This window comes from Bradyrhizobium sp. T-12, assembly GCF_058314695.1.
The window spans coordinates 4,781,970-4,802,744 of record NZ_CM177756.1 but is presented as its reverse complement, the minus strand read 5'-3'; the positions used below and the strand labels follow the sequence as shown (position 1 = coordinate 4,802,744).

At 64.9% G+C, this 20,775-nt stretch carries 22 protein-coding genes; 14 read left to right on the top strand and 8 right to left on the bottom strand.

Annotated features, from left to right (window positions below; genetic code table 11):
- Window positions 1–11: 11 nt before the first annotated feature.
- Both AC0WRY_RS22920 and AC0WRY_RS22915 read right to left on the bottom strand, forming a co-directional pair.
- A complete protein-coding gene (locus AC0WRY_RS22920; protein WP_194403082.1) occupies window positions 12–476 on the bottom strand; it encodes an SRPBCC family protein in 465 nt (154 codons plus the stop codon).
- On the bottom strand, window positions 473–808 hold the full coding sequence (locus AC0WRY_RS22915) for an ArsR/SmtB family transcription factor (protein WP_194408377.1): 336 nt from the start codon (window positions 806–808) through the stop codon (window positions 473–475). The genes AC0WRY_RS22920 and AC0WRY_RS22915 overlap by 4 nt, the downstream gene beginning before the upstream one ends.
- A gap of 107 nt (window positions 809–915) precedes the next feature.
- Here AC0WRY_RS22915 and AC0WRY_RS22910 point away from each other — a divergent pair, with 107 nt between their 5' ends.
- From AC0WRY_RS22910 to AC0WRY_RS22880, 7 genes are all read left to right on the top strand, one after another.
- Entirely contained in the window at window positions 916–1,611 is a 696-nt protein-coding gene (locus tag AC0WRY_RS22910; protein WP_491121018.1) for a TetR/AcrR family transcriptional regulator, read from the top strand.
- Window positions 1,608–2,396, top strand: a complete 789-nt coding sequence (locus AC0WRY_RS22905) for an HlyD family secretion protein (RefSeq protein WP_491121016.1) — start codon at window positions 1,608–1,610, stop codon at window positions 2,394–2,396. The genes AC0WRY_RS22910 and AC0WRY_RS22905 overlap by 4 nt, the downstream gene beginning before the upstream one ends.
- Entirely contained in the window at window positions 2,393–3,325 is a 933-nt protein-coding gene (locus AC0WRY_RS22900) for an ABC transporter ATP-binding protein (protein WP_491121014.1), read from the top strand. Before AC0WRY_RS22905 ends, AC0WRY_RS22900 begins: the two co-directional genes overlap by 4 nt.
- Complete coding sequence (locus AC0WRY_RS22895; protein ID WP_194403078.1) at window positions 3,322–4,485, top strand: ABC transporter permease; 1,164 nt, start codon at window positions 3,322–3,324, stop codon at window positions 4,483–4,485. The genes AC0WRY_RS22900 and AC0WRY_RS22895 overlap by 4 nt, the downstream gene beginning before the upstream one ends.
- Before the next feature lie 108 nt (window positions 4,486–4,593).
- A complete protein-coding gene (locus tag AC0WRY_RS22890; RefSeq protein WP_491121011.1) occupies window positions 4,594–5,901 on the top strand; it encodes an adenylate/guanylate cyclase domain-containing protein in 1,308 nt (435 codons plus the stop codon).
- A 146-nt stretch (window positions 5,902–6,047) separates the two neighbouring features.
- Window positions 6,048–6,257, top strand: a complete 210-nt coding sequence (locus AC0WRY_RS22885) for a hypothetical protein (protein WP_491121009.1) — start codon at window positions 6,048–6,050, stop codon at window positions 6,255–6,257.
- 192 nt (window positions 6,258–6,449) lie between these two features.
- Window positions 6,450–7,364 (top strand): PhzF family phenazine biosynthesis protein, encoded by a 915-nt coding sequence (locus AC0WRY_RS22880; RefSeq protein WP_491121007.1) that lies wholly within the window; start codon window positions 6,450–6,452, stop codon window positions 7,362–7,364.
- A 51-nt stretch (window positions 7,365–7,415) separates the two neighbouring features.
- On the opposite strand, the gene AC0WRY_RS22875 is transcribed toward AC0WRY_RS22880, so the two are convergent.
- Both AC0WRY_RS22875 and AC0WRY_RS22870 read right to left on the bottom strand, forming a co-directional pair.
- Window positions 7,416–7,877 carry a DUF488 domain-containing protein gene (locus tag AC0WRY_RS22875; RefSeq protein ID WP_194403075.1) on the bottom strand — a complete coding sequence of 154 codons (462 nt, stop codon included), beginning with the start codon at window positions 7,875–7,877 and terminating at the stop codon, window positions 7,416–7,418.
- 8 nt (window positions 7,878–7,885) lie between these two features.
- Window positions 7,886–8,707, bottom strand: coding sequence for a DUF72 domain-containing protein (locus AC0WRY_RS22870; RefSeq protein ID WP_194403074.1), 822 nt, complete (start codon window positions 8,705–8,707; stop codon window positions 7,886–7,888).
- Window positions 8,708–8,824: 117 nt separating this feature from the next.
- Here AC0WRY_RS22870 and AC0WRY_RS22865 point away from each other — a divergent pair, with 117 nt between their 5' ends.
- The 4 genes from AC0WRY_RS22865 to AC0WRY_RS22850 all read left to right on the top strand — a co-directional run bounded on the left by AC0WRY_RS22865 (window position 8,825) and on the right by AC0WRY_RS22850 (window position 12,363).
- Entirely contained in the window at window positions 8,825–9,205 is a 381-nt protein-coding gene (locus tag AC0WRY_RS22865; RefSeq protein WP_491121005.1) for a hypothetical protein, read from the top strand.
- A gap of 71 nt (window positions 9,206–9,276) precedes the next feature.
- Window positions 9,277–9,480, top strand: a complete 204-nt coding sequence (locus AC0WRY_RS22860; RefSeq protein WP_128926573.1) for a hypothetical protein — start codon at window positions 9,277–9,279, stop codon at window positions 9,478–9,480.
- Window positions 9,481–9,723: 243 nt separating this feature from the next.
- The gene (locus AC0WRY_RS22855) at window positions 9,724–10,857 is read left to right on the top strand and encodes a glycosyltransferase family 2 protein (protein WP_194403071.1); all 1,134 of its coding nucleotides are present in this window, start codon (window positions 9,724–9,726) and stop codon (window positions 10,855–10,857) included.
- Between the two features lie 6 nt (window positions 10,858–10,863).
- Complete coding sequence (locus AC0WRY_RS22850) at window positions 10,864–12,363, top strand: glycosyltransferase family 39 protein (protein ID WP_491121002.1); 1,500 nt, start codon at window positions 10,864–10,866, stop codon at window positions 12,361–12,363.
- Between the two features lie 5 nt (window positions 12,364–12,368).
- Here AC0WRY_RS22850 and AC0WRY_RS22845 read toward each other — a convergent pair whose 3' ends face one another.
- Window positions 12,369–14,255 (bottom strand): CHASE2 domain-containing protein, encoded by a 1,887-nt coding sequence (locus tag AC0WRY_RS22845; protein ID WP_491121000.1) that lies wholly within the window; start codon window positions 14,253–14,255, stop codon window positions 12,369–12,371.
- 100 nt (window positions 14,256–14,355) lie between these two features.
- Window positions 14,356–14,883: a FecR domain-containing protein gene (locus tag AC0WRY_RS22840; protein ID WP_491120998.1), complete on the bottom strand. Its 528-nt coding sequence runs from the start codon at window positions 14,881–14,883 to the stop codon at window positions 14,356–14,358.
- A gap of 611 nt (window positions 14,884–15,494) precedes the next feature.
- On the opposite strand from AC0WRY_RS22840, the gene AC0WRY_RS22835 reads away from it, so the two are divergent.
- Window positions 15,495–16,586: a DUF2778 domain-containing protein gene (locus AC0WRY_RS22835; RefSeq protein ID WP_194403067.1), complete on the top strand. Its 1,092-nt coding sequence runs from the start codon at window positions 15,495–15,497 to the stop codon at window positions 16,584–16,586.
- Window positions 16,587–16,658: 72 nt separating this feature from the next.
- On the opposite strand, the gene AC0WRY_RS22830 is transcribed toward AC0WRY_RS22835, so the two are convergent.
- Both AC0WRY_RS22830 and AC0WRY_RS22825 read right to left on the bottom strand, forming a co-directional pair.
- Complete coding sequence (locus AC0WRY_RS22830; protein ID WP_491120995.1) at window positions 16,659–17,480, bottom strand: SDR family NAD(P)-dependent oxidoreductase; 822 nt, start codon at window positions 17,478–17,480, stop codon at window positions 16,659–16,661.
- 21 nt (window positions 17,481–17,501) lie between these two features.
- Window positions 17,502–18,335 (bottom strand): MurR/RpiR family transcriptional regulator, encoded by an 834-nt coding sequence (locus AC0WRY_RS22825; RefSeq protein WP_194403065.1) that lies wholly within the window; start codon window positions 18,333–18,335, stop codon window positions 17,502–17,504.
- 184 nt (window positions 18,336–18,519) lie between these two features.
- Between AC0WRY_RS22825 and AC0WRY_RS22820 the strand changes: the two genes are divergently transcribed.
- Both AC0WRY_RS22820 and AC0WRY_RS22815 read left to right on the top strand, forming a co-directional pair.
- Entirely contained in the window at window positions 18,520–19,764 is a 1,245-nt protein-coding gene (locus AC0WRY_RS22820) for an ABC transporter substrate-binding protein (protein ID WP_194403064.1), read from the top strand.
- A gap of 85 nt (window positions 19,765–19,849) precedes the next feature.
- Window positions 19,850–20,770, top strand: a complete 921-nt coding sequence (locus AC0WRY_RS22815; RefSeq protein ID WP_491120992.1) for a branched-chain amino acid ABC transporter permease — start codon at window positions 19,850–19,852, stop codon at window positions 20,768–20,770.
- Window positions 20,771–20,775: the final 5 nt, after the last annotated feature.

Genomic DNA, 20,775 nt, shown 5'->3' with positions numbered 1-20,775 from the left:
GCGAGGCTTCCTTACTTGTCTTCGCCCGAGATGGCATCGAGGCGCTGCAGCACCTTGACCCAGCCGTCGTTCATGTTGCGGTAAGCGGTATCGTTCTTCGGCGTCACGAAGCCGGAATGCACCACGCGCACGCGCGTCCCTGCCTCGACCGGTGTGAGCGACCAGGTGACGACCGTATCCAGCGCCGAGCCGTAACCGGTATTGCCCTCGTCGCCGCCCTTCCAGGCATAGGCAAAGCGCTGGTTCGGCACGACCTCCAGAACGCGGCACTGGATCGTGCCATCCCACGCGCCGGCCGGATTGGTCTTGAACGTGAAGGTGTTGCCTTCGACGGCCTCGAAACCGGTCGGCGGCATCAGCCAGCGCGCGATCAACTGGGCGCTGGTCAGCGCCTTCCAGATCGTCGCGACCGCGTGAGGGAAGACCTCGTCGATGACGATGTCTTGAGTTTGGACTTTGGAAGCAACTGCACTCACGGATCGATCTCCTTCAAGAGGTCACGCAGGTTCTGGAAACGCTCGCGCCAGAACACGCCGTAATGGTCCATCCAGCTGACCAGGGGCTCGAGCCCTTGCGGCGCGGCGCGGTAATAGACGTTGCGGCCCTCGGCACGCTCGGCGACGAGGCCGGCCTGCTTGAGGGACTTCAGGTGCTGCGAGATCGCGCCCTGGGTCACGCCGCTGCCGCGTGTCAGCTCGGCGACGCTGATCTCCTTGCTCTCGAAGACGCGCTCGAACACGGCGCGGCGAGTCGGATCGGCCAGAGCGCGCATCACGGTGGTGACGGAATTGGGAGCCGCTTCGATCATGGACTTCAATTAGCAATCGCTAATGCATTAGTCAAGGCTAATTCGTTGTGGGAATACATCTGCTCTGTCGTCTTGACTATGACTGACTAGTCAGTCATAAATTTAGAATGACTCAGAAGCCCTCCAAAGTCGCCTTGTCATCCGCAGCTCGTGCCGGCGCAAAAGGCGTTGCGCGCGCAGGCAGCGAGGGGATGCCCGCGTCGAACCGCGCTGCGCGCGCGCTGGAGCGGCGCGCGGCGATCGTGGAGGCCGCGATGGAGGAATTCATCGCCCGCGGCTTTGCCGCGACGCGGCTCGACGACATCGCCAAGCGTGCCGGTGTCGCCAAGGGCACGATCTACCTGCACTTCAAGGACAAGGAATCGATGTTCGAGGAGCTGGTGCGCATCGTGATTGTGCCGGTGGTGGAGCGGCTGACGAGGTTGCCGCCGCCGACGGGCTCGGTGCGCGACCTCGTCGAGGCCTTTGCCGGCAACTTCCTCAAAGAGGTCATCGGCACCAGGCGCGGCGATCTGGTGCGGCTGATCGTGGCGGAGGGGCCGCGCTTTCCGGCCGTCGCCGACTTCTATTATCGCGAGGTCGTCTCGCGCGGCGTCGCCGCCATGCGCGCCCTGATCGAGCTCGGCATTGCCCGCGGCGAGATCCGTCAGAAGGACCTCGCGCGCTATCCGCAGATCCTGGTCGCTCCGGCGATGATCGCGGTGATCTGGCAGAGCCTGTTTGCACGGCATGCGCCGCTCGACGCGCAGGAGATGGTGCGCGTCCATCTCGATTTGATTTTTGGCGAACGGAGGACGACATGAGGTCGTCGCACGCACTTCTCAGTATTGCATTGGTTCTCGCGCTCGCGACCTCTCTGGCCGGCTGCAACGAGAAGCGCGATCCCGGCTTCCAGGGCTGGGTCGAGGCCGACATGATCTTCGTCAGCCCCGACGAAGCGGGGCGGGTGACCAAGCTCAATATCCGCGAGGGCGATGAGGTCAAGGTCGGCGACGCCCTGTATTCCGTCGACGACGATCTTCAGCTTGCCGATCTCAATCAGCAAAAGGCGACGCTGGCGAATGCGCAGCAGACCTATGATCGCGCGGCCTCATTGAGCAAGACCGGCTCGGGCACCCAGGCCAATCTCGACTCCGCTGTTTCGGCATTGCGCGTCGCGGAGGCGCGGGTGGCGACGTCTGAAACACGGATGGCGCGGCGCAAGGGCTTTGCGCCGGTCGCCGGCACCATCCAGCAGATCTATTTCCGCGAGGGAGAGATGGTGGCGGCGCAGCGGCCGGTGCTGTCGATCATGCCGCCCGGCAATATGAAGCTGCGTTTCTTCGTGCCGGAGACCGCGCTGCCGAAGCTTTCGATCGGCGATACGGTGCGCGTCTCCTGCGACAATTGCGCGGCCGATCTCACCGCAAAGGTCTATTTCATCGCAACCTCGGCCGAATACACCCCGCCTGTCATCTACAGCCTCGAGGAGCGCAACAAGCTGGTCTATTTGATCCAGGCGCGGCCCTCGCGCCCTGATGCCCTGCGGGTCGGACAGCCGATCGACGTCTATCTCAATCCCAAGACTCCGGTGGCGGACAAGCGATGAACGGTGGCAACGGCATCGCGATCGACGTCAAGGGCCTGACGAAATCGTTCGGCGGCCGCGAGGTCGTGCATGATTTGTCGATGCAGGTGAAGCGCGGCTCGATCTACGGCTTCCTCGGTCCCAACGGTTCGGGCAAGACCACGACCATCCGCATCCTCTGCGGGTTGCTCACGCCCGATAGTGGCGAGGGCACCTGCCTTGGCTACGACATCCTGAAAGATGCCGAGAAGATCAAGCGTCAGGTCGGCTATATGACCCAGCGTTTCAGCCTGTATCAGGATCTCTCCGTGCGCGAGAACCTAGAATTCGTCGCGCGGCTTTATGGCCTCACTGACGCGCGAGGCGCCGCGCGCGACATGATCAAGCGGCTCGGGCTATCCGGGCGCGAGGAGCAGCTCGCGGGCGAGCTCTCGGGCGGCTGGAAGCAGCGGTTGGCGCTGGGGGCGTGCACGCTGCCCAATCCACAATTGCTGCTGCTGGACGAGCCCACCGCCGGCGTCGATCCCAAGGCGCGGCGCGATTTCTGGAACGAGATCCACGCGCTGGCCGCCGAGGGCCTCACCGTGCTGGTGTCGACCCATTACATGGACGAAGCCGAGCGCTGCCACGAGATCGCCTACATCGCCTACGGCCATCTGCTGACCCACGGCACGGTGGAGGAGGTGATCTCGAAATCCGCGCTGACGACCTACACGGTGACGGGCGAGGACCTCAACGCTCTCGCGGCCGAGCTCACCGGCAAATCCGGGATCGACATGGTGGCACCGTTCGGTACCTCGCTGCACGTTTCGGGGCGCGATGTCGCCGCGCTCGAAGCCAGTATTGGGCCGTGGCGGGAAAGAAGCGGCCTGCACTGGCACAAATCGTCGCCCTCGCTGGAAGACGTGTTCATCGAGCTGATGGGGCGCTCCAAGGATAATTTCCAATGAGCGCCGTCGAACATTCCGGACCACGGCGCGACATCCGGGAGCGCTTCGGCTTCCTGCGGCGCTCCTATGCGATGCTGATCAAGGAGTTCATCCAGCTGAGGCGCGACCGCGTCTCGTTTGCGATGATCGTGATGCTGCCCGTGATGCAGCTGATGTTGTTCGGCTATGCCATCAACACGACGCCGCACCATCTGCCGAGCGCGGTGTTGCTCCAGGAGGATTCCGATCTCGCCCGCTCGATCCTGAAGGCGCTGGAGAACACGGCCTATTTCCGCTTCCTCTATGAGGTGCACGATGTCGAGGATTTCGACAACCTGCTGAAATCCGGCAAGGTGCTGTTCGGCGTCGAGATCCCGCGCGGCTTCGAGCGCGCTGTGCGGCGCGGCGACAGGCCGGCGCTGCTGGTCGCGGCCGATGCGACCGATCCGGTGGCGGCGAGCTCGGCGATCGGCTCGCTCGGCATGGTCGTGCAGACCGCGCTCAAGCACGATCTCTATATCGGCGATCCCCCCGAGATGCCGTTCGAGATCCGCGCGCATGCCCGCTACAATCCGGCAGCTAGCTCCAGCCTCAACATCGTGCCGGGTCTCGTCGGCACCATCCTCACCATGACCATGCTGATCTTCACCGCGCTGTCGGTCACGCGCGAGGTCGAGCGCGGCACCATGGAGAGCCTGTTGTCGATGCCGATCAAGCCAGTCGAGGTGATGTTCGGCAAGATCGTGCCTTACGTGCTGGTCGGCTTCGTCCAGGCCTTCCTCATCATCGGCATCGGCGTCGGCCTGTTCGGCGTCCCCGTGCTCGGCAATCTGTTCCTGCTGGCGCTGCTCTCGACATTGTTCATCACCACCAATCTGTCGATCGGCTACACGATCTCGACCGTGGTGCAGAACCAGCTCCAGGCCATGCAGATGTCGATGATGTTCTTCCTGCCGAGCATCCTGCTGTCCGGCTTCATGTTCCCGTTCGCGGGGATGCCGACCTGGGCGCAATATGTCGGCGAATGCCTGCCGCTGACCCATTATCTGCGAATCGTCCGGGCCATCATGCTGAAGGGCGCCACCATGCAGAATCTGCGCTTCGACACGCTGGCGCTGGCGGCCCTGATGCTGCTCGCCATGACCATCGCCGTGACGCGCTTCCGCCGCACGCTGGATTGAGGCAAACTGTCTCGCTGTCATTCCGGGGCGATGCGCTAGCATCGAGACCGGAATCTCGAAATTCCGGGGTTACGGCTTCGCCGCGCCCCGGAATGACAAGGGGGCGGAATGGTCAGGTTTGCGAGCAGGAAGACACGGCACCACGCGGCGCTGTCGGAGGATTTCGAGCGCGAGCTGACGCGGGAAGTGCTGCGCACCGAGCTGCTCCGGGTGCGCGCGCTGATCATGACGGGCTGCATCATGATGGTGTTGCTCACCGCGATCTATCTGATCGAGCCCAGTGTGGTGAACCGGGTCTGGCGCGGAACGGAGGGGATCGTCGAGGTCTACGGCCTTCTGGTCGGCTTCATCCTGTTCGAAGTCTGGGTCCACACCCAGATCAGGAAGAATCTCCGCCTCGATCGCGACCTGCCAGTATTCCGGCGTTACATCGGCACGCTGATCGAGACGTCGCTGCCTACGCTGATTCTCGTTCTGCAGATCCGGACGATGGGCGCGGCCCAGGCGCTCGGCTTCGCCGTGCCGCTGATGTACTTCATTTTCGTCATCCTCTCGACCCTGCGGCTCGACTTCTGGCTCTCCGCATTCACGGGTTTCGTGGCCGCGGCCGGGCTTCTCTCCGTCGCGCTGTACTTCAACTCGGCTGACGAGGCCGGCGACCCCCTGATCTATCTGCACGCCGTGCGCAGCGTCGTCATCCTGATCTGTGGCGTGCTGGCGGGCGCCGTCGGCGCCCAGTTGCGCCGGCAGTTCGCCGCGAGCATTGCGGCGGCGACGGCGCGCGACCGGGTGACGAACCTGTTCGGCCAGCACGTCTCTCCGCAGGTGGTGGAGCGGCTGATGGCGGCAGGAACCAGCTCGGGCGGTGACGTGCGCCGTGTCGCTGTGATGTTCGTCGATTTTCGCGGCTTCACCGCCGGTGCGCAGTCGCGCAGTCCGCAGGAGGTGGTCGACCGGCTCGACGGCGCGTTCGCGGTGCTGGTGGACATCCTCGACCGTCACGGCGGCATCGTGAACAAGTTCCTGGGTGATGGCTTTCTCGCGCTGTTCGGCGCGCCGCTGGAGGCTTCCGACGCCGCGCAGCGTGCGGTTGCCGCAGGCCGTGAGATGCTGAGCGCGATGGACCGCATCAACGCGCAGACGAGCTGGCCGCTGCGCATCGGTATCGGCATTCATTTCGGCGAGGTCGTCGCCGGCAATATCGGCTCGCCCAGGCGCAAGGAATATACCGTGATCGGCGACACCGTGAACTTCGCCTCGCGGCTGGAGGCGCTCAACAAGGAGTTCGGCTCGCAATTGCTGATCTCGGCGACCGTGCGCGAGACGCTGGGCGAGGACGGCAGCGACGCGGTCGCGCTCGGCGAGGTCGAGGTGCGCGGCTATGAGCAGAAGGTGCCGGTGTTTCAGCTGGGCTAACGCGCCTTTCACATGTGAGTCGCGGTTCGTTGAAGCGGGGTCGCGCTTCGGTGAAGGCGCGTGATGAAATATCTCGGTTAGCTTTCGCGTATTGCACTGTGGAAGCTGAAACGTCTCGGCTTCCCTTTGTGACACGGAGAAAGCCAATGACCCGATTGACCCTCGTTGCGGCCGCCTTGATTGCAGCTGCCGTCACCCCAACTCAGGCCGCAACGGTGCGCCATGCCGCGCCGCATCGCGCTGTTGTCACTCAGGCGGTGACCGACGCCTGCGTCAGGGCTCCGGCAGAGGGAGCGTATGTCTCTGCGCCGTACACGCAGCCGCCGTGCCTGCCGAACACGATGACAACGTACTGACGCGTACACGGTGCCGGGCCGGCGCAAAGCTTGCCGGCCCGGCGTTGCGTATCTCTATAGCGTCGTCTTCCAACGCGTCATCGCAATTGCTCCGATTGCTCCGAATTTTGGGGCATGACGGGCGATGTTTTCGGCTTGTAGACTGCCGGCGATGCGGCCGGTTGCGGCCGCCTTTTGCATGGGGAAGTGACGATGCAGCGCCGCTACATCACCGTCGACGTGTTCACCGATCGCGCCTTCGGCGGCAACCAGCTTGCCGTTGTGCTCGATGCCGGCGGGCTTTCCACGGCGCAGATGCAGGCGATCGCGACCGAGTTCAATTACTCCGAGACCACCTTCGTGCTGCCGCCGCGCGACAAGGCCAATGATGCGGAGGTGCGCATTTTCACGCCTGTAAGGGAGATGCCGTTCGCGGGCCATCCCAATGTCGGCACTTCCTTCGTGCTGGCGAGTCTCGCCAAGGAGCCGAAGCCGCGTCTGCTGTTCGAGGAGATCGCGGGCATCGTGCCGGTCGACATTTTTCGCGAGCAGGGCAGGGTCATCAGCACCGAGCTCACTGCCCCGCAGCCGCTGTCGCGGCTGGCGGAAGTTTCCGCCGCTGACGTTGCAGCCTGCCTCTCGTTGAGCGTCGATGACATCCGGACCGATCACCATGCGCCGCAAGTCGTCGGCGTCGGAACGCCGTTCCTGGTGGCGGAGGTGCATTCGCGCGATGCCCTCAAGCGAGCGAGGCCAGATGCGGCCGCGTTCGGCAGGTTCTTGCCGCGCGATGACGCCCGCTCGGTGTGGTTCTATACGCGCGACGTGGCCGCGTCGGAGGCGCCTTCCGAACGCCAGGCGCGAATGTTCATGCGGGGCGCCGGCGGCCTCGCCGAGGACCCAGCAACCGGTAGCGCGACGGTCGCCGCGGCCGCGCTGTTCGCCGACCTCGACCCCGCGCGGGAAGGCGAGCTCAAGCTCACCGTCGGCCAGGGTTTTGACATGGGCCGTCCGAGCATCCTGCTGACGCGCGTGCGCAAGCAGGACGGCAAGATCGTCTCCGCCCATGTCGGCGGCAGCTGCGTGCAGATGATGGAAGGGACGTTTCGGCTCGCGGGGGCGGCTTAACCGTCATTCCGGGTTCGCGCCAAGAGGCGCGCCCCGGAATGACGGCGGCAACTACACCTGCCGCCCCGCCAAATTCTTCACCGTCACCCCATCGCGCTCCTCGATCATCTCCGCGATCATCTGGCGGTGGCAATGGGTGTGGTCGCGCTCGTAGCAGAGCAGGCACACGGGTCCGGCCTTCTTCACCAGTGCCGAGAGCTCGTCCATCGCTTCCTTGGCCTCGGGCGCCTTCAGGTGCTTCGAGAAGATCTTCTCGAGCACGTCGTACTGTCCGCTGCGCGCGGCGAGGCGGCCTTCCTTCGGCGTGCCGAGGGCGGCGAGGTGGACATAGGCGATGCCGCGTTCGTCGAGCCCGGCCGACAACTGCTTCTTGGAGAAGCCCGGGCGGCGCGACGACGTCACCGCACGCACGTCGACCACGAGCTTGACGCCGGCCTGCTCCAGTTCGTCCAGCACCGCCTTGGGCGGCGTCTGCTCATAGCCGATGGTGAACAGCTTTTTCGCCTTTGCCATGGATCACCTCAACTCACCCGCGCGATCAGTTCCATGGCGCCGGCCGGTGCGCGCACCTTGCCTTCGTGGATGACATAGGCGAACACGTCGCGCGGCTCCTTCTTCGGCTTGGCCTTGTCAACTTTCGGCAGGTCGTCCGGTTCACCGCCCGAAGCCCAGGCTTGAAAGCGCTCGGCCCAGGCGTCGAGCTGCTTTGGCGGGTAGCAGGTCTTGATCTCGTCATTGCCTTTCTGAAGCCGGGCATAGACGAAATCGCCGGCAACGTCGGCAATCGCGGGATATTTGCCGTGCTCGGCGAACACGACAGGCGTCTCGAACTCGCGGATCAGCGTCACGAAATCCGGCGTGCAGAAACTGTCGTGGCGGACCTCGACGACGTGGCGCAGTGCGCGCCCGTCGAGCTTGCGCGGCAACAGCTCGAGGAACTTGCCGAAATCGGCGCCGTCGAATTTCTTGGTGGGCGCGAACTGCCACAGCACCGGCCCGAGATGATCGCCGAGTTCCAGCACGCCGGAATCATAGAACCGCTTGATGGAATCGCCGGCCTCCGCCAGCACGCGGCGATTGGTGGCGAAGCGTGGTCCCTTCACAGAGAACACGAAACCGTCGGGCACCTCGCTTGCCCATTTGCGAAAGCTCTCCGGCTTCTGCGAGCCGTAATACGTGCCGTTGATCTCGATCGAGGTCAGCTTCGAGGCAGCGTAGGACAGCTCCTTCGCCTGCGTGAGCTTCTCCGGATAGAACACGCCGCGCCAGGGCTCGAAGGTCCAGCCGCCGATGCCGATGAAGATGTTGCCGGATTTTTTGGACGCGGTTTTTGCTTTGGCCACGGAGGATCTCGCATCGACGGGGAGGGAAGACGTCATCCTAGTCAAACGAGATGTGATTGGCCAGTTCTCGCCTCCCGTCTAAGCTCGGCGATGCGATCTGCGACAAGGGAGAACAAGATGCGGATGCCAATGCTGGGAGCGACGCTCGTCATGATGACATCTGCTGCCATGATGTCCTCGGTCATGGCGGATGACGACGATGCCAAGGGCGCGCGGAAGCTCGCCCAGCAGGGCCGCGACGATTACTGGCATTGCCTGGCGCGGGAATATTCGCGCGACAGCAATCAAGGAATGACGGAACAGGATTTTGGCCGTTCGGTCGCGGGCGCCTGTCCGTCGGAGCGGCAATATTACCGGGTGGCGCTGCTCGACTACCTCACCACGCAGTATCCCGATATCGATGCCGGCGCCCATCTCGCCACCGCGAACAGGGCGGTGGAATCCGCGCAGAAGGACATCGTGACGGCCTTCGTCAAGCACAGGCCGCCGGCGAAGTAGGGGCGCGGCCCTTCCGGCGCCGCGCGCATCCGTGGTATCACAGGACGCATCTGGAACAGGGATGGGTTTCCATGGCGTCTGAGTCGGTGGGGGGCATTTTGGGCGCGATCGTTGCCGCGATCGTGCTTGCAGTTGCCGTCGTGTTCGGGCCGATCGGCCAGTATGGCAAGCCGCCCAAACCGGCAAAGGTCGAGCCGGCTCCGGCTGCAGCACCCGCAGCCCCCGCCGCGCCGGCGCCGCGGGGCCCGATCATCCGGGAAGTGCCCAACCAATAAGGCACAAGAATTCAGGTTTCCGGCCCCTTGCGAAGCGGTCTTGTCGTTCCTATCTAGCCTTTAACGGCGACGTTGAGCGAAAACTCCGGCGCTGGGACGACCTTGGAATAGCTTGGGCTCGCGCCGGATGTACGCGCGGCCCGCCGTTCCGGGGTCGTTGGCGTTTTAGGGCCCTTTTTTGGAGCGTTTCCCACAGACCTCCCGGCTTGGCAGCGCAGGATGCGGCAGATATACGCTGCCGTCATGAATGAAGCGATCAGACCGGGCTCCGACGTTCCGCAGCAGGCCCAAGAGGGCCCGGAACTGTCGGTCATCGTCCCGACCTTCAACGAACGCGACAACGTCACGGTGCTGTATCGGCGCCTGGAGGCGACGCTCGCCAACGTCGCCTGGGAGGTCGTGTTCGTCGACGACAATTCGCCCGACGGCACCTGGGACGTTGTGCGCGCGCTGGCGCAACAGGACAGCCGCGTGCGCTGTGTTCGCCGCATCGGCCGCCGCGGCCTGTCGGGCGCCTGCATCGAGGGTATCCTCGCCTCCAGTGCGCCCTTTGTCGCCGTGATCGATGCCGACCTCCAGCACGACGAGACCCAGCTGCCGAAGATGCTGTTGCTGCTCGCGAGCGACCAGGCCGACCTCGTGGTCGGCAGCCGCTACATCGAGGGCTACAAGAGCGAAGGCTTCAACAAGCAGCGCGCCGGCGCCAGCGCGCTGGCGACCGAAGTCGCCAGGAAGATGCTCCGGGTCGAGATCGCCGATCCCATGAGCGGCTTCTTCATGATCCGCCGCGACCGGTTCGAGCAGATCGCGCCGAAATTGTCGGTGCACGGCTTCAAGATCCTGCTCGACGTCGTCGCGACCGCGCATGGCACCTTGCGGGCGGTCGAGATTCCCTACACGTTCGGCGCCCGCCAGCACGGCGAGAGCAAGCTCGATTCCATGGTCGCGCTCGATTTCCTCGGTCTCGTGCTCGCCAAGCTGAGCAACGACATCGTCTCGCTGCGTTTCATCCTGTTCGCGATGGTCGGCGGCATCGGCCTCGTGGTGCACCTCACCACGCTGTTCATCGGACTTCAGCTGTTCAAGGCGCCGTTCGCGGAGGCGCAGGCCGCCGGCGCCATCGTCGCCATGACCAGCAATTTCATCCTCAACAACTTCCTCACCTATCGCGACCAGCGGCTGAAGGGTTTTGCGCTGCTGCGCGGCCTGATCGCCTTCTACATCGTGTGCAGCGTCGGTCTGCTCGCCAATGTCGGCGTCGCGTTCTCGGTGTACGACCAGGAGCCGATCTGGTGGCTGGCCGGCATGGCCGGTGCGCTGATGGGCGTGGTGTGGAACTACGCGATGTCAGGCCTGTTCGTCTGGCGCAAGAAATAGCGCGAGATGGCCGACGCTGACGCGCGGATCGTCCGCAACACCGCGCTGCTGATTCTGGCGCTGGTCGGCTTACGGCTCGTCGCGGCCGCGTTCACGCCGATCACCTTCGACGAAGCCTATTACTGGATGTGGTCGAAGAACCTCGCGGGAGGTTATTACGATCACCCGCCGATGGTCGCCTACGTGATCCGCGCCGGCACCATGATCGCGGGCGATACCGAGCTCGGCGTCCGCCTCGTCTCGATCCTGCTCGCGCTGCCGATGAGCTATGCGATCTACCGCTCCACGGCGATCCTGTTCGGCGGGGTGCGGATTGCTGCGACCAGCGCCGTCCTGCTCAATGTGACGCTGCTGGCTTCCGTCGGCACGTTGATCGTGACGCCCGACGCGCCGCTGCTGGTCGCTTCCAGCTTAGTGCTGTTTTTCCTCGCCAAGGTGCTGGAGACCGGCCGCGGCGTCTGGTGGCTCGCGGTCGGCGCGGCGGTCGGTGCGGCGCTGCTGTCGAAATACACCGCGATGTTCTTTGGCGCTGCGATCCTGATCTGGTTCGCTTGCGTGCCGGAACTCAGGCGCTGGTTTCTCTCGCCATGGCCCTATCTCGGCGGCCTCGTTGCGCTCGCGCTGTTCGCGCCCGTGATCCTCTGGAATGCGGACCATCAATGGGTCTCGTTCGCAAAGCAGCTCGGCCGCGCCAAGATCGAGGACTTTCGTCCGGTCTTCATTGCCGAGCTGATCCCGACCCAGATCGCGTTCGCAACCCCGCTGGTCTTCATCCTCGGCGCGATGGGATTGCACGCACTGACCTGGCAGCGCGTCGGCGCGCTGGCCTCGCGCGTGCTGATCGCGGCGATGTTCTGGACCATTGTCGCCTATTTCGTCTGGCATTCGCTGCATGCCCGCGTCGAGGCCAACTGGTTCGCGCCGGTCTATCCGCCTTTCGTTGTCGCCGCGGCCGCCGCCAGCCTCGCGCCGTGGGGGCCGCGTGCGCGGCGCCTCGTCGATTTCTGCCTGCGCTGGGCCGCGCCCGCCGGCATCGTGATGTTTGCCGCGCTGATCGTGCAGGCCAACACCGGCTGGCTGTCCGGCTATCGCCGCGATGCCACCGTGCGCAGCGTCGGCGTCGGCTGGCGCGAGCTCGCTGCCGGGATCGAAGCCGAGCGCGCGCGCCATGGCGCGACCTGCGTCCTCGCGCAGGACTACGGCACCACGGGCTGGCTCGCCTTCTATTTGCCGCGTGGCACCTGCGTGCTGCAGCGGACCCAGCGCATCCGCTGGGTTAACATGGGCGAGCCCGATCCGAAGCTGCTTGCCGGCAAGCTGCTCTATGTCGACGAGCTGCGTGGGGGCGGTCACCCCGTCCTCAACGATCTCTTCGCGAAGGTCACGCAGGTCGCGCAATTGCAGCGCAAGCGCGGGCCGCTCGTGGTCGAGACCTACGGCATCGATCTGCTCGAAGGCGCCAAGGGCGACGTGCTCGACCGCTCGCCGCCGCCGGAAGCGAGGTAAGCACCTCAGTCGATCATCTCGGCCCTGGCCGCAGCCTGGCCCGGCCTGTCCTGATCACGCCAGAACCACACGGTTACGATGCCTGAGCGGCCCCGAACCTGCGCGAGCAGGGGGCCTGACAGAACGCCGTCGGGAGCCCCGTGGAAGTCGGCGGCATCCAGCAGCGTATCGCTCAGCGCGAGCCGCGCGCCGTTCTGGACGGCCACTTCCATCAGCCGGCTCGCGACGTTGACGGTATCGCCTGTCGCGGTGATGTGCTGGTGACTTCCGCCGAGACGCGAGGCGACGATCTCGCCGAAATGCGCGCCGATCTTGAAGCCGAGCCGGTCGCCGATGGCTGGCGGTAGCGAGCCGATCCAGCGCTCGACGCTGCGATGCAGGTCGATGGCACATTTCAGTGCACGCGCGGAATCATCGGGCATCGCGGCCGGAAGCCCGAACAGGATCATGGCGCCGTCACCGAGAAAGCCGGTGATCGTGCCGCCGCAATCGACTGCGGTCCTGTCGATCAGCGCGTGAAACGCCTTCAGGATCTCCTGGATCGCGTCCGGATCGGTCCGCTCGCTCAAGGCCGTGAAGCCGGAGAGATCGATGAAGACCACGGCTGCGTTCTGCCGGACGGGTTTTGACAGGAAATTGGGATCGCGGGCCAGCCATTCCTGCACCGCAGGTGCCTGGAACTGGGCGAGCAATCTGCTCTTGGCGGCAAGATATTGCGTGCGGCGGCCTCCGGCCCAGAGCTGCACGCCGGCAAAGATCGCAACCGGAGGCACGGCTGCGGCGAGCGTGGTTGCGGCATTCAGCCAGACGCCATGTGTGAACGCGACCGCGTTGAGGCCGGCCCAGGCGATCATCAAAGCGGCCGCCGCCACGATGCCGGGCGCGCTGCGCCGCCAGGCGAGCAGGCCGACCAGCAGCATCGGCAACAGGATCGCCACGAGCGCGTCGGCGATACGAACCCTGCGGTCGCGCACGATGCCGTCGCCGGCAACCAGATGCGTGATAGCAGTCGAGACCACCTCGACGCCGGGCATCAGGGAATCGAACGGCGTGGGATAGAAGTCGCCGCCGCCGGCGACCGAGGCACCGATCACAACGATCCGGTTCTCGATCGCCGCGCGATCGAGCGTGCCGTCGAAGATGCTCTGCGCGCTGACGGTGCGGATGGTGCGCCGCGGACCGTAATAGGTGATCGGCAGCGCGAAATCGGTGTCGGTCGGCACCGCGCGCTCACCGAGCATGAGTTGATCCGGCGCGATCGTCAGCGGCTTGTCGAGCGCGCGGCTGGCGACGCGCAGGGGGAACGACAGCTCGACCTTGTCGTGCGTCCGGAACAGCATCGGCACCGAGAGCGGCGAGCCCGACTGTCCCGTCGCGACGTTGACGACGCCGACCTCCGCGTGGTCGGCGAACGCCGGCAGCGGCAGCAGGAAGCGTTCGGCCTGCGGCAGCACGGCGAGGGGGCCCTGGCTGCTCGGCTCCACGGTTTCGCTGTCGCTGGGAAAGATCGCGGCGGCGGCGAGCACCATGGGGCCGGTGGCAAGCGTGTTGGCCAGCGTGGCGTCGCCGATCGCGGCGCTGCGATCGACGAGCAGGAGATCGATCGCGACGACCTTCGGCTTGAACGACACGATGGTGTCGACGACACGGGCGAGATCGGCACGCGGCAGCGGATAGCTGCCGCCGCGCTTCACCACGGTGTCGTCGATCGCAACGATGGTGACGAGATCGGGCGGCCGCTGCACGCCGCGGACCTGGGTCCGCCAGTCGGTCAATGTTGCCTCGAGGCGGTCGAGAAAGCGCAGATGGCCGTAGGCGTGCGCGGCATAGATGCCCGCGCCCCACAGCGCGGTGAGGGCAAGGGCCACCAGGATCTGAACACGTCTCGTCACCACGTACTGCAATCTTCTTTGTTCTAAGTCCTATCGGCCAAATCTTGTTGACCAAGCCTTGTTGAACAAGCCTTGTTGACCAAGCCCTATTGACCAAGCCTCATTGGCCGAGCCGTCTCATCAGTGCGTCGACGCGCGGCTGGCCCCATGTCTTGACGGTCAACGGGCCGGTCGCTTCCACGTCGACGCCTTCGCCGGGGCCCAGAACGACGCCGCGTCCACGGCTCCTGCGGCTGACGCCGACACGGCCGTCAGCGACGAAGACGGAGGTCTTGGCCTCGGCAACATCGACGGCCCATCGGGTGCCGCGCACCGCGGCGATCGCCTGCGGCGTCAGCACCTTGAAGGGATTGCCGCCGGGCTTTTTGGGCACTTCGACCAGCAGCGCTCTGCTGCTCAACTCGACGGAGTCTATATGTCCGTCGCGGTTGGCGTCCTTTAGTTCAAATCTGGCGCCGTTTTCCGCGACGATCGTGATGCCGTTGTCGCAGCGCCAAATCTGCGTGCCTGCGGTGGATGGCGATGCCGTGCAGCCCGCATTGGGAGCAGGCTGCGCATGTGCGGAGCCGATCAACAAAAACCACCCCGCCAGGGCGAGAAACCGGGCGCGCGCGAACCCACAACTCATGCCAGCCTCCCTTTGCGTGCTTGGCACAGTTCAAGGCGATGTTGATACGGTACCGTATCACACGCAGAGGCTGCTGAAAAGTGCCGGTCTCGCAGCTATTTCCTGGCCGCGGCATTTTCCAGCCCAGCGCGATCAACTTTCGGTCAGGGCTGCACCGCGTGAGGTGGAGGGGGCGCATCGCGCACCAGCCTCGCGCAATGCTTCCCCGTTATCGTGCGGGGCATTGAAGCCACGAAAAGGACTCGGTTGGTGGGTCTAGAGAGGCGGCCGAAGAGGTCCGCTGAATGCGCCAAATCCGGCCGAGAGTTATGGTTAACAGACGCGCCTAAGTCCGTAGTTCTGCGGGCTTTTTTCTCAGAATGAGACAGCGTTAACGAGCCGCCCTAGATCCGCCCGAACTTAATCCGCATTTAACTAAAAGTCGCCTTAATGACGCTCCGACCCTCTGCGAGATGCTGTTGCCGGATCGTGACCAGCGGCACTTTGAAGGGGGACTGAGTGACACCGTCCTGGACGCAAGGCGTATGAGTACGAGTATCGCTGCGCAGAGTAACGCGGCACGGAAGTCGAAAAATTTCTCGCAAAGCCACTCGCGGAAATCTTCCCGGAAAATGACCACGACCAATTGGCTTGGCGCCGCGGCGATCGGCTGCGTCGTGATGGGCGCCGGCTGGACCATCTACAACAACGTCCTGGGCGCGAGCGTCTATCCCACCGTCGGCAGCATCGGCTACGACGAGCCGGTGGTGAAGCGTGCGCCCAAGGTGGCGCTGCGCGAGGCCGGCGACGCCATCAAGGAAGCTTTTGCGCTGCTGCCGGACCGGTTGCAGGTCGCAGCCCCGATCTCGCGCGAGATGTTCAACGAGCGCTTTGCCGCAGCTGCGACGCAAGGCGTGGCCTCGAACGCGGCCAGCGCGGCGCCGGCGACACAGGTTGCGGTGGTGAAAGACCCGCCGAAGCAAAGCGTGATCGCCAAGGTGGCGGAAGCGCTGAAGCCGGCGGCCGCGGCTAAACTTGCTGAAAAGACGACCGACAAGACCGCGGACAAGGCCAAGCGTGCGCCGGATGCGCAGATCCAGCTTGCGTCGGCCGATCCGGCCCAGATCGTGCCGGCGCCCGAAGCCAAGAAGTCGATCGCCGAGCGCGCCAAAGCCGCGGTGATGTCGATCACCGGTCCGCGCCAGTCGATGGTCGACAAACTCTGGGGCAAGCGTGAGCCCTCAGGTGGGCTCCTGGCCTATGCCTCGGCCGACGCCAGCATCACGGCGGCGATCGCGCCGAAGGAGCAGAACCCGATGTTAGGCGGCGCGCCGCCCTATGAGCGCGATACCGCCGTCTACGACATCACCGCCAAGACGGTTTATCTGCCCGATGGCACCAAGCTCGAGGCGCATTCCGGCCTCGGCTCCAGTCTCGACGATCCGCGCTCGCAGCGCACCCGCATGCGCGGCGTGACGCCGCCGCACATCTACACGCTGAAGCCGCGCGAGGCGCTGTTCCACGGCGTGCCCGCACTGCGTCTGACCCCGATCGGCGGCGAAAGCGCGATCTACGGCCGCGACGGCTTGCTCGCGCACACTTACATGCTCGGACCGAACGGCGATTCCAACGGCTGCGTGTCGTTCAAGGACTATTACGCGTTCCTCGACGCCTACCGCAACAAGGGCATCCGCAAGCTCGCGGTGCTGGCGCGGGTGGAGTGATCCTGGTTCATTCGGATGTCCAAAGGGCCGCTTCTCAGCGGCCCTTTTCCTTTGGCGGCTTGCCGGATGCACTCAGCCCGGCCAGCACTGTCCGCCGCCGTCGATCCTCAGCACCTGGCCTGAGACGAACGCTCCCATGGGACCTGCGAAGAACTCGACGACGCGCGCGACCTCGTCGACGGTCGCGATCCGGTCGAGCGTGCCGGTCTCGACCATTCTGTCAGGAGCCACCGCCCGTGTGCCGAGGAAGCGGCCGGTGCGGGTGTCGCCCGGCGCGATGCAGTTGACGGCGATGTCGTAAGGGCGGAGCTGGTCGGCAAGGCATCGTGTGTAATGCGTCACGCCGGCCTTCGCCACCGCGTAGATCGAGCCCTGGGTGCGTCCTTTGAAAGCGGCGACCGAGCCGAGCGTGACGATGCGGCCGCGGCGCCGCTCCATCATGCCTTTGGCGACCGCCTGGCAAGTCAGGATGGTCGAGAGCAGATTACGCTCCAGCACCGCGCGCACGTCAGCCTCCTTGATGTGGACCGCGTCGTTCGGGTCCGGCTTGCCGCCGGCGGCCGCGATGTCGCCCCCGGCGTTGTGCACGAGGATGTCGATCGGGCCGAGCGCGCTTTCCGTCTCGGCAATCACGCGCGCGATGTCCTCGCTCTTGGTGAGATCGCCAAGCACCCGCGTGGTGCGAACACTGAACTGCCGGCCGATCTCTTCGGCGACGGCGGTGAGGGTGGTGCCCTCGCCATATTCGGCTGGGCCGTTCTCGCGCATGCCGTGGACGGCGATATCGGCGCCGAGGGCGGCGAGCTTCTCCGCGAAGGCGCGCCCGAGTCCGCGGCCCGCGCCGGTCACCAGCGCGACTTGGCCTGCCAATACTCTCCCGTCATGTGCAACCATGATCTTCTCCTGTTTTGAAACTTAGTCAGCCGCGAGGTCGAGGCCGATCGCCATCGCCTGCACGAGACACATCGGTGCGACCAGCGTGCGCAGCGCCGGCTCCGGCATGTCCTGGATTTCGAACACGACGCGCGCTCCCTCGACGATCGGGCTCAGCAGGCTGTCGGTGATGGAGATCGTGGGGACGCCGCGCGCAACCAGTTCGGGAAACAGCCGCGCCGTGTCCGGGTAGTAGTTCCGGAAGCTGATCGCGACCAGTGCGTCCTCCACGGTTGCGGCATGCGACTGCTCGTGGATGCTGCCACCGGTGCCATCGAGCAGGACGACGCGCCGTCCGAGCTTGCGCAGCACATAGGCGAGGTGGGTCGCAACCGGAAACGAGCCGCCGAGGCCGAGCAGATAGATGTCGCGCGCTTTCGCAAGGATCGCAGTCGCGGCGTCGAGCTCGCGCGCATGGACGGACTGGCTCAGCGTGACCAGCGACGATTGCGCTTCCGAGACGAAGCGCGACAGCACCGCGGCCGGCTGGCGGCCGAGCACCGATTTCTCCTCGCTTTTCATACGGGCGAGCCGCGCCTTGTAGCTCGGCGCCACGCCGGCAACGAGGCGTGAGCGGAACACCTGTTGCATTTCGGTGAAGCCGCCGAAGCCCAGCGCATGGGCGAAGCGGACGATCGCCGACGGCGGCACGCCCGAACGCTGCGCCACCTCGGCGACCGTGCCCAGCGCGACATCCGTCGGGTGATCGAGCACGAACTCCGCGATCTGCTGCAGCCGGCCCGACAAAGCGCGGTGCCGCTGCGCAATGGCGCCGCGCAGCTCGTCGTAGCTCATGGCTCCCTGTGCCTTGTTCATCGTCTCAGGTCTCCGGATCGGTCGCCTGTTTAACGGCATTTCACCGTTTGGACCAAATATTCTACTTTACATGGCAAATGGAATGAATATTCTAATCGCAGAAAAAAGCAAAAGACTTCGAAAACGGGAGGAAACGATGAGAGGGCGTCAGATCTCACGGCGAAGCGTTTTGAAGGGCAGCTTGATGGCGAGCGTCATCGGCGGCACCGGCAGCTTCTTCGGGCCGTGGAAGGAGAATCACGCGTGGGCGCAGGGCGCAAAGCCGATCAAGCTCGGCCTGACCTGCGATGCCAGCGGTCAATATGGCAACAGCGGACAGGATGATTTCCGCGGCATCAAGATGGCGATCGACGAGTTCAACGCCAAAGGCGGCGTGCTCGGGCGCCAAATCACCTTCATCACCGCGGATACCGAGACCACGCCGGCGACCGGCAGCCGTGTCGCCGAACGCTTCATCACGCGCGAGGACTGCACCATCCTGATCGGCGCGCTGCACTCCGGCGTCGCCAACGCCATCACCCAGGTCGCCAGCAAATATGGCGTGATCTACATGAACACCAATTCTTCCGCGCCGAGCGAGGCCGGGGAGAACTGCTCGCGCGTGAAATTCGTCTGGGACGGCAACGGCACCAATTTCTCCAAGGCATCGGTCAAGAACGCGGTCGACTCCATCGGCAAGACCTGGATGCTGCTGACCAACGACTATGTCTGGGGTCACACGACATCCGCCGCGACCAAGGCGCAGGTCGAGGCCGCCGGCGGCAAGATCGTCGACAATCTCCTGGTGCCGCAGAACACCCGCGACTTCACTGCCTATTTGCTCAAGATTCAGCAGGCAAAGCCCGACGTCGTCGCGACCGCGATCGGCGGCGACGACATCAAGGCGCTGCGCGAGCAGGTGGCGCAGCTCAAGCTCGACGGCAAGCCGGCCTGGATCAACAACCAGCAGGACTGGCCCGACGTCTGGGGCGCGCCCGACAGCCTGTTCGGCGTGTTCGGCACCACCTGGTATCACAAGCTGCAATTGCCTGGGGTCGCCGACTTCGTCAGGAAATGGCAGGCCGCCAACAAGGATGGCCCGATCCCGGTGCCGGGCAACGTCTCCTACAACGGCTACATGTCGACGCGCGAATTGCTCCGCGCGATCGAGCGGGCAGGGTCGACCAACAACGTCAAGATCATCAAGGAGCTCGAGAATCTCAAGGTCTCGGCGACCGACCGGATGCAGCACTTCGACGCCTACATGGATCCAATGACGCATCAGATGCAGCAGACGATCTACCTGGCGCGCCGCAACGCCAAACCGGCCGACAACACCGATCTCTATGAGATCATCAGCTGGACCGAGCCGAAATCCGCGGCCGATGACGCCGCACCCGGCAAGTGCAAGCTCGCGCCCTACGAGCAAGTGCCGACCGTCGACTCCTGACGACGGTTCGCCCCATCGCGGTAACGGCGGCGCGCTTGTCGCGCCGTCTGCCTGCTCCTGGAATGCCAGTTGCGAGACTTAACCCTTGTTCGACATCCTTCCGCATTTTGTGAACGGCCTGACGCTTGGCCTGCTATTCGCGCTGATCGCGCTCGGCTTCATGCTCATCGTCGGGCTGATGGAGCAGATCAATCTGGCGCACGGGTCGTTGTTCGCGCTCGGGGCCTACGTCGCGATGCAACTCACCGGTCCGCGTCCGCCATTGCCGGCCGAGCTTGCAAAGCTGTGGCTCGCGCTGCCGCTCGGCTGGCGCTACGCCGCGACGCTGGTCATCGCGCCCGTCATCGTGAGCCTGGTCGGCATGCTGATCGAGTTCTGCATGCGACGCACCTACGGCAAGGACCCGCTCTACGGACTGCTGCTGACCTTCGGCGCGGCGATGGTGATCGAAGAGCTGATCCGCCTGGTCTGGGGCACGCGCGACTATGTGCTGCAGGTGCCGTCAGCCGTCAATGGCGGCTTCCTGTTCGGCGACCTCATCTGGTCAACCTATCGCTTCTATGCAGCCGGCATCGCGGCCGGGATCATCGGCCTCGTCTGGCTCTTGATCGAGAAGACCTCGTTCGGTGCGACCGTGAAGGCCGGCGCCCATGATAGCGAGATCGTCCGCGCGCTCGGCATCAATCTGTCGCGGCTGCGGCTCCTGGTGTTCGTGTTCGGCACCATGCTGGCGGCCATCGCCGGCATCATCGTCGCACCGATCTGGGGCATCCGCCCGCATATGGGCGTCGATGCCGTCATCCCGGCATTCCTGGTGATCGTGCTCGGCGGCGTCGGAAGTTTCTGGGGCGCGGTCGTCGCCGGCCTGCTGGTCGGCCTGTGCGTCGGCCTCGCCGGAGCCTACGCGTCCGAATGGTCGCTCCTGTCCATGTACATCCTGCTCGTTGCCGTCGTGACGTTCCGCGCGCGCGGCCTCTGGGGCAAGAAGAGCGTGCTCGAGGTCTAGGGGAT

Bases quoted from the DNA above. Each gene is read 5' to 3' on its own strand.
- AC0WRY_RS22915 (WP_194408377.1), bottom strand. From the start codon at position 808: ATGATCGAAGCGGCTCCCAATTCCGTCACCACCGTGATGCGCGCTCTG.
- AC0WRY_RS22910 (WP_491121018.1), top strand. From the start codon at position 916: ATGACTCAGAAGCCCTCCAAAGTCGCCTTGTCATCCGCAGCTCGTGCC.
- AC0WRY_RS22905 (WP_491121016.1), top strand. From the start codon at position 1,608: ATGAGGTCGTCGCACGCACTTCTCAGTATTGCATTGGTTCTCGCGCTC.
- AC0WRY_RS22900 (WP_491121014.1), top strand. From the start codon at position 2,393: ATGAACGGTGGCAACGGCATCGCGATCGACGTCAAGGGCCTGACGAAA.
- AC0WRY_RS22895 (WP_194403078.1), top strand. From the start codon at position 3,322: ATGAGCGCCGTCGAACATTCCGGACCACGGCGCGACATCCGGGAGCGC.
- AC0WRY_RS22890 (WP_491121011.1), top strand. From the start codon at position 4,594: ATGGTCAGGTTTGCGAGCAGGAAGACACGGCACCACGCGGCGCTGTCG.
- AC0WRY_RS22885 (WP_491121009.1), top strand. From the start codon at position 6,048: ATGACCCGATTGACCCTCGTTGCGGCCGCCTTGATTGCAGCTGCCGTC.
- AC0WRY_RS22880 (WP_491121007.1), top strand. From the start codon at position 6,450: ATGCAGCGCCGCTACATCACCGTCGACGTGTTCACCGATCGCGCCTTC.
- AC0WRY_RS22875 (WP_194403075.1), bottom strand. From the start codon at position 7,877: ATGGCAAAGGCGAAAAAGCTGTTCACCATCGGCTATGAGCAGACGCCG.
- AC0WRY_RS22865 (WP_491121005.1), top strand. From the start codon at position 8,825: ATGCGGATGCCAATGCTGGGAGCGACGCTCGTCATGATGACATCTGCT.
- AC0WRY_RS22860 (WP_128926573.1), top strand. From the start codon at position 9,277: ATGGCGTCTGAGTCGGTGGGGGGCATTTTGGGCGCGATCGTTGCCGCG.
- AC0WRY_RS22855 (WP_194403071.1), top strand. From the start codon at position 9,724: ATGAATGAAGCGATCAGACCGGGCTCCGACGTTCCGCAGCAGGCCCAA.
- AC0WRY_RS22850 (WP_491121002.1), top strand. From the start codon at position 10,864: ATGGCCGACGCTGACGCGCGGATCGTCCGCAACACCGCGCTGCTGATT.
- AC0WRY_RS22840 (WP_491120998.1), bottom strand. From the start codon at position 14,883: ATGAGTTGTGGGTTCGCGCGCGCCCGGTTTCTCGCCCTGGCGGGGTGG.
- AC0WRY_RS22835 (WP_194403067.1), top strand. From the start codon at position 15,495: ATGACCACGACCAATTGGCTTGGCGCCGCGGCGATCGGCTGCGTCGTG.
- AC0WRY_RS22830 (WP_491120995.1), bottom strand. From the start codon at position 17,480: ATGGTTGCACATGACGGGAGAGTATTGGCAGGCCAAGTCGCGCTGGTG.
- AC0WRY_RS22825 (WP_194403065.1), bottom strand. From the start codon at position 18,335: ATGAACAAGGCACAGGGAGCCATGAGCTACGACGAGCTGCGCGGCGCC.
- AC0WRY_RS22820 (WP_194403064.1), top strand. From the start codon at position 18,520: ATGGCGAGCGTCATCGGCGGCACCGGCAGCTTCTTCGGGCCGTGGAAG.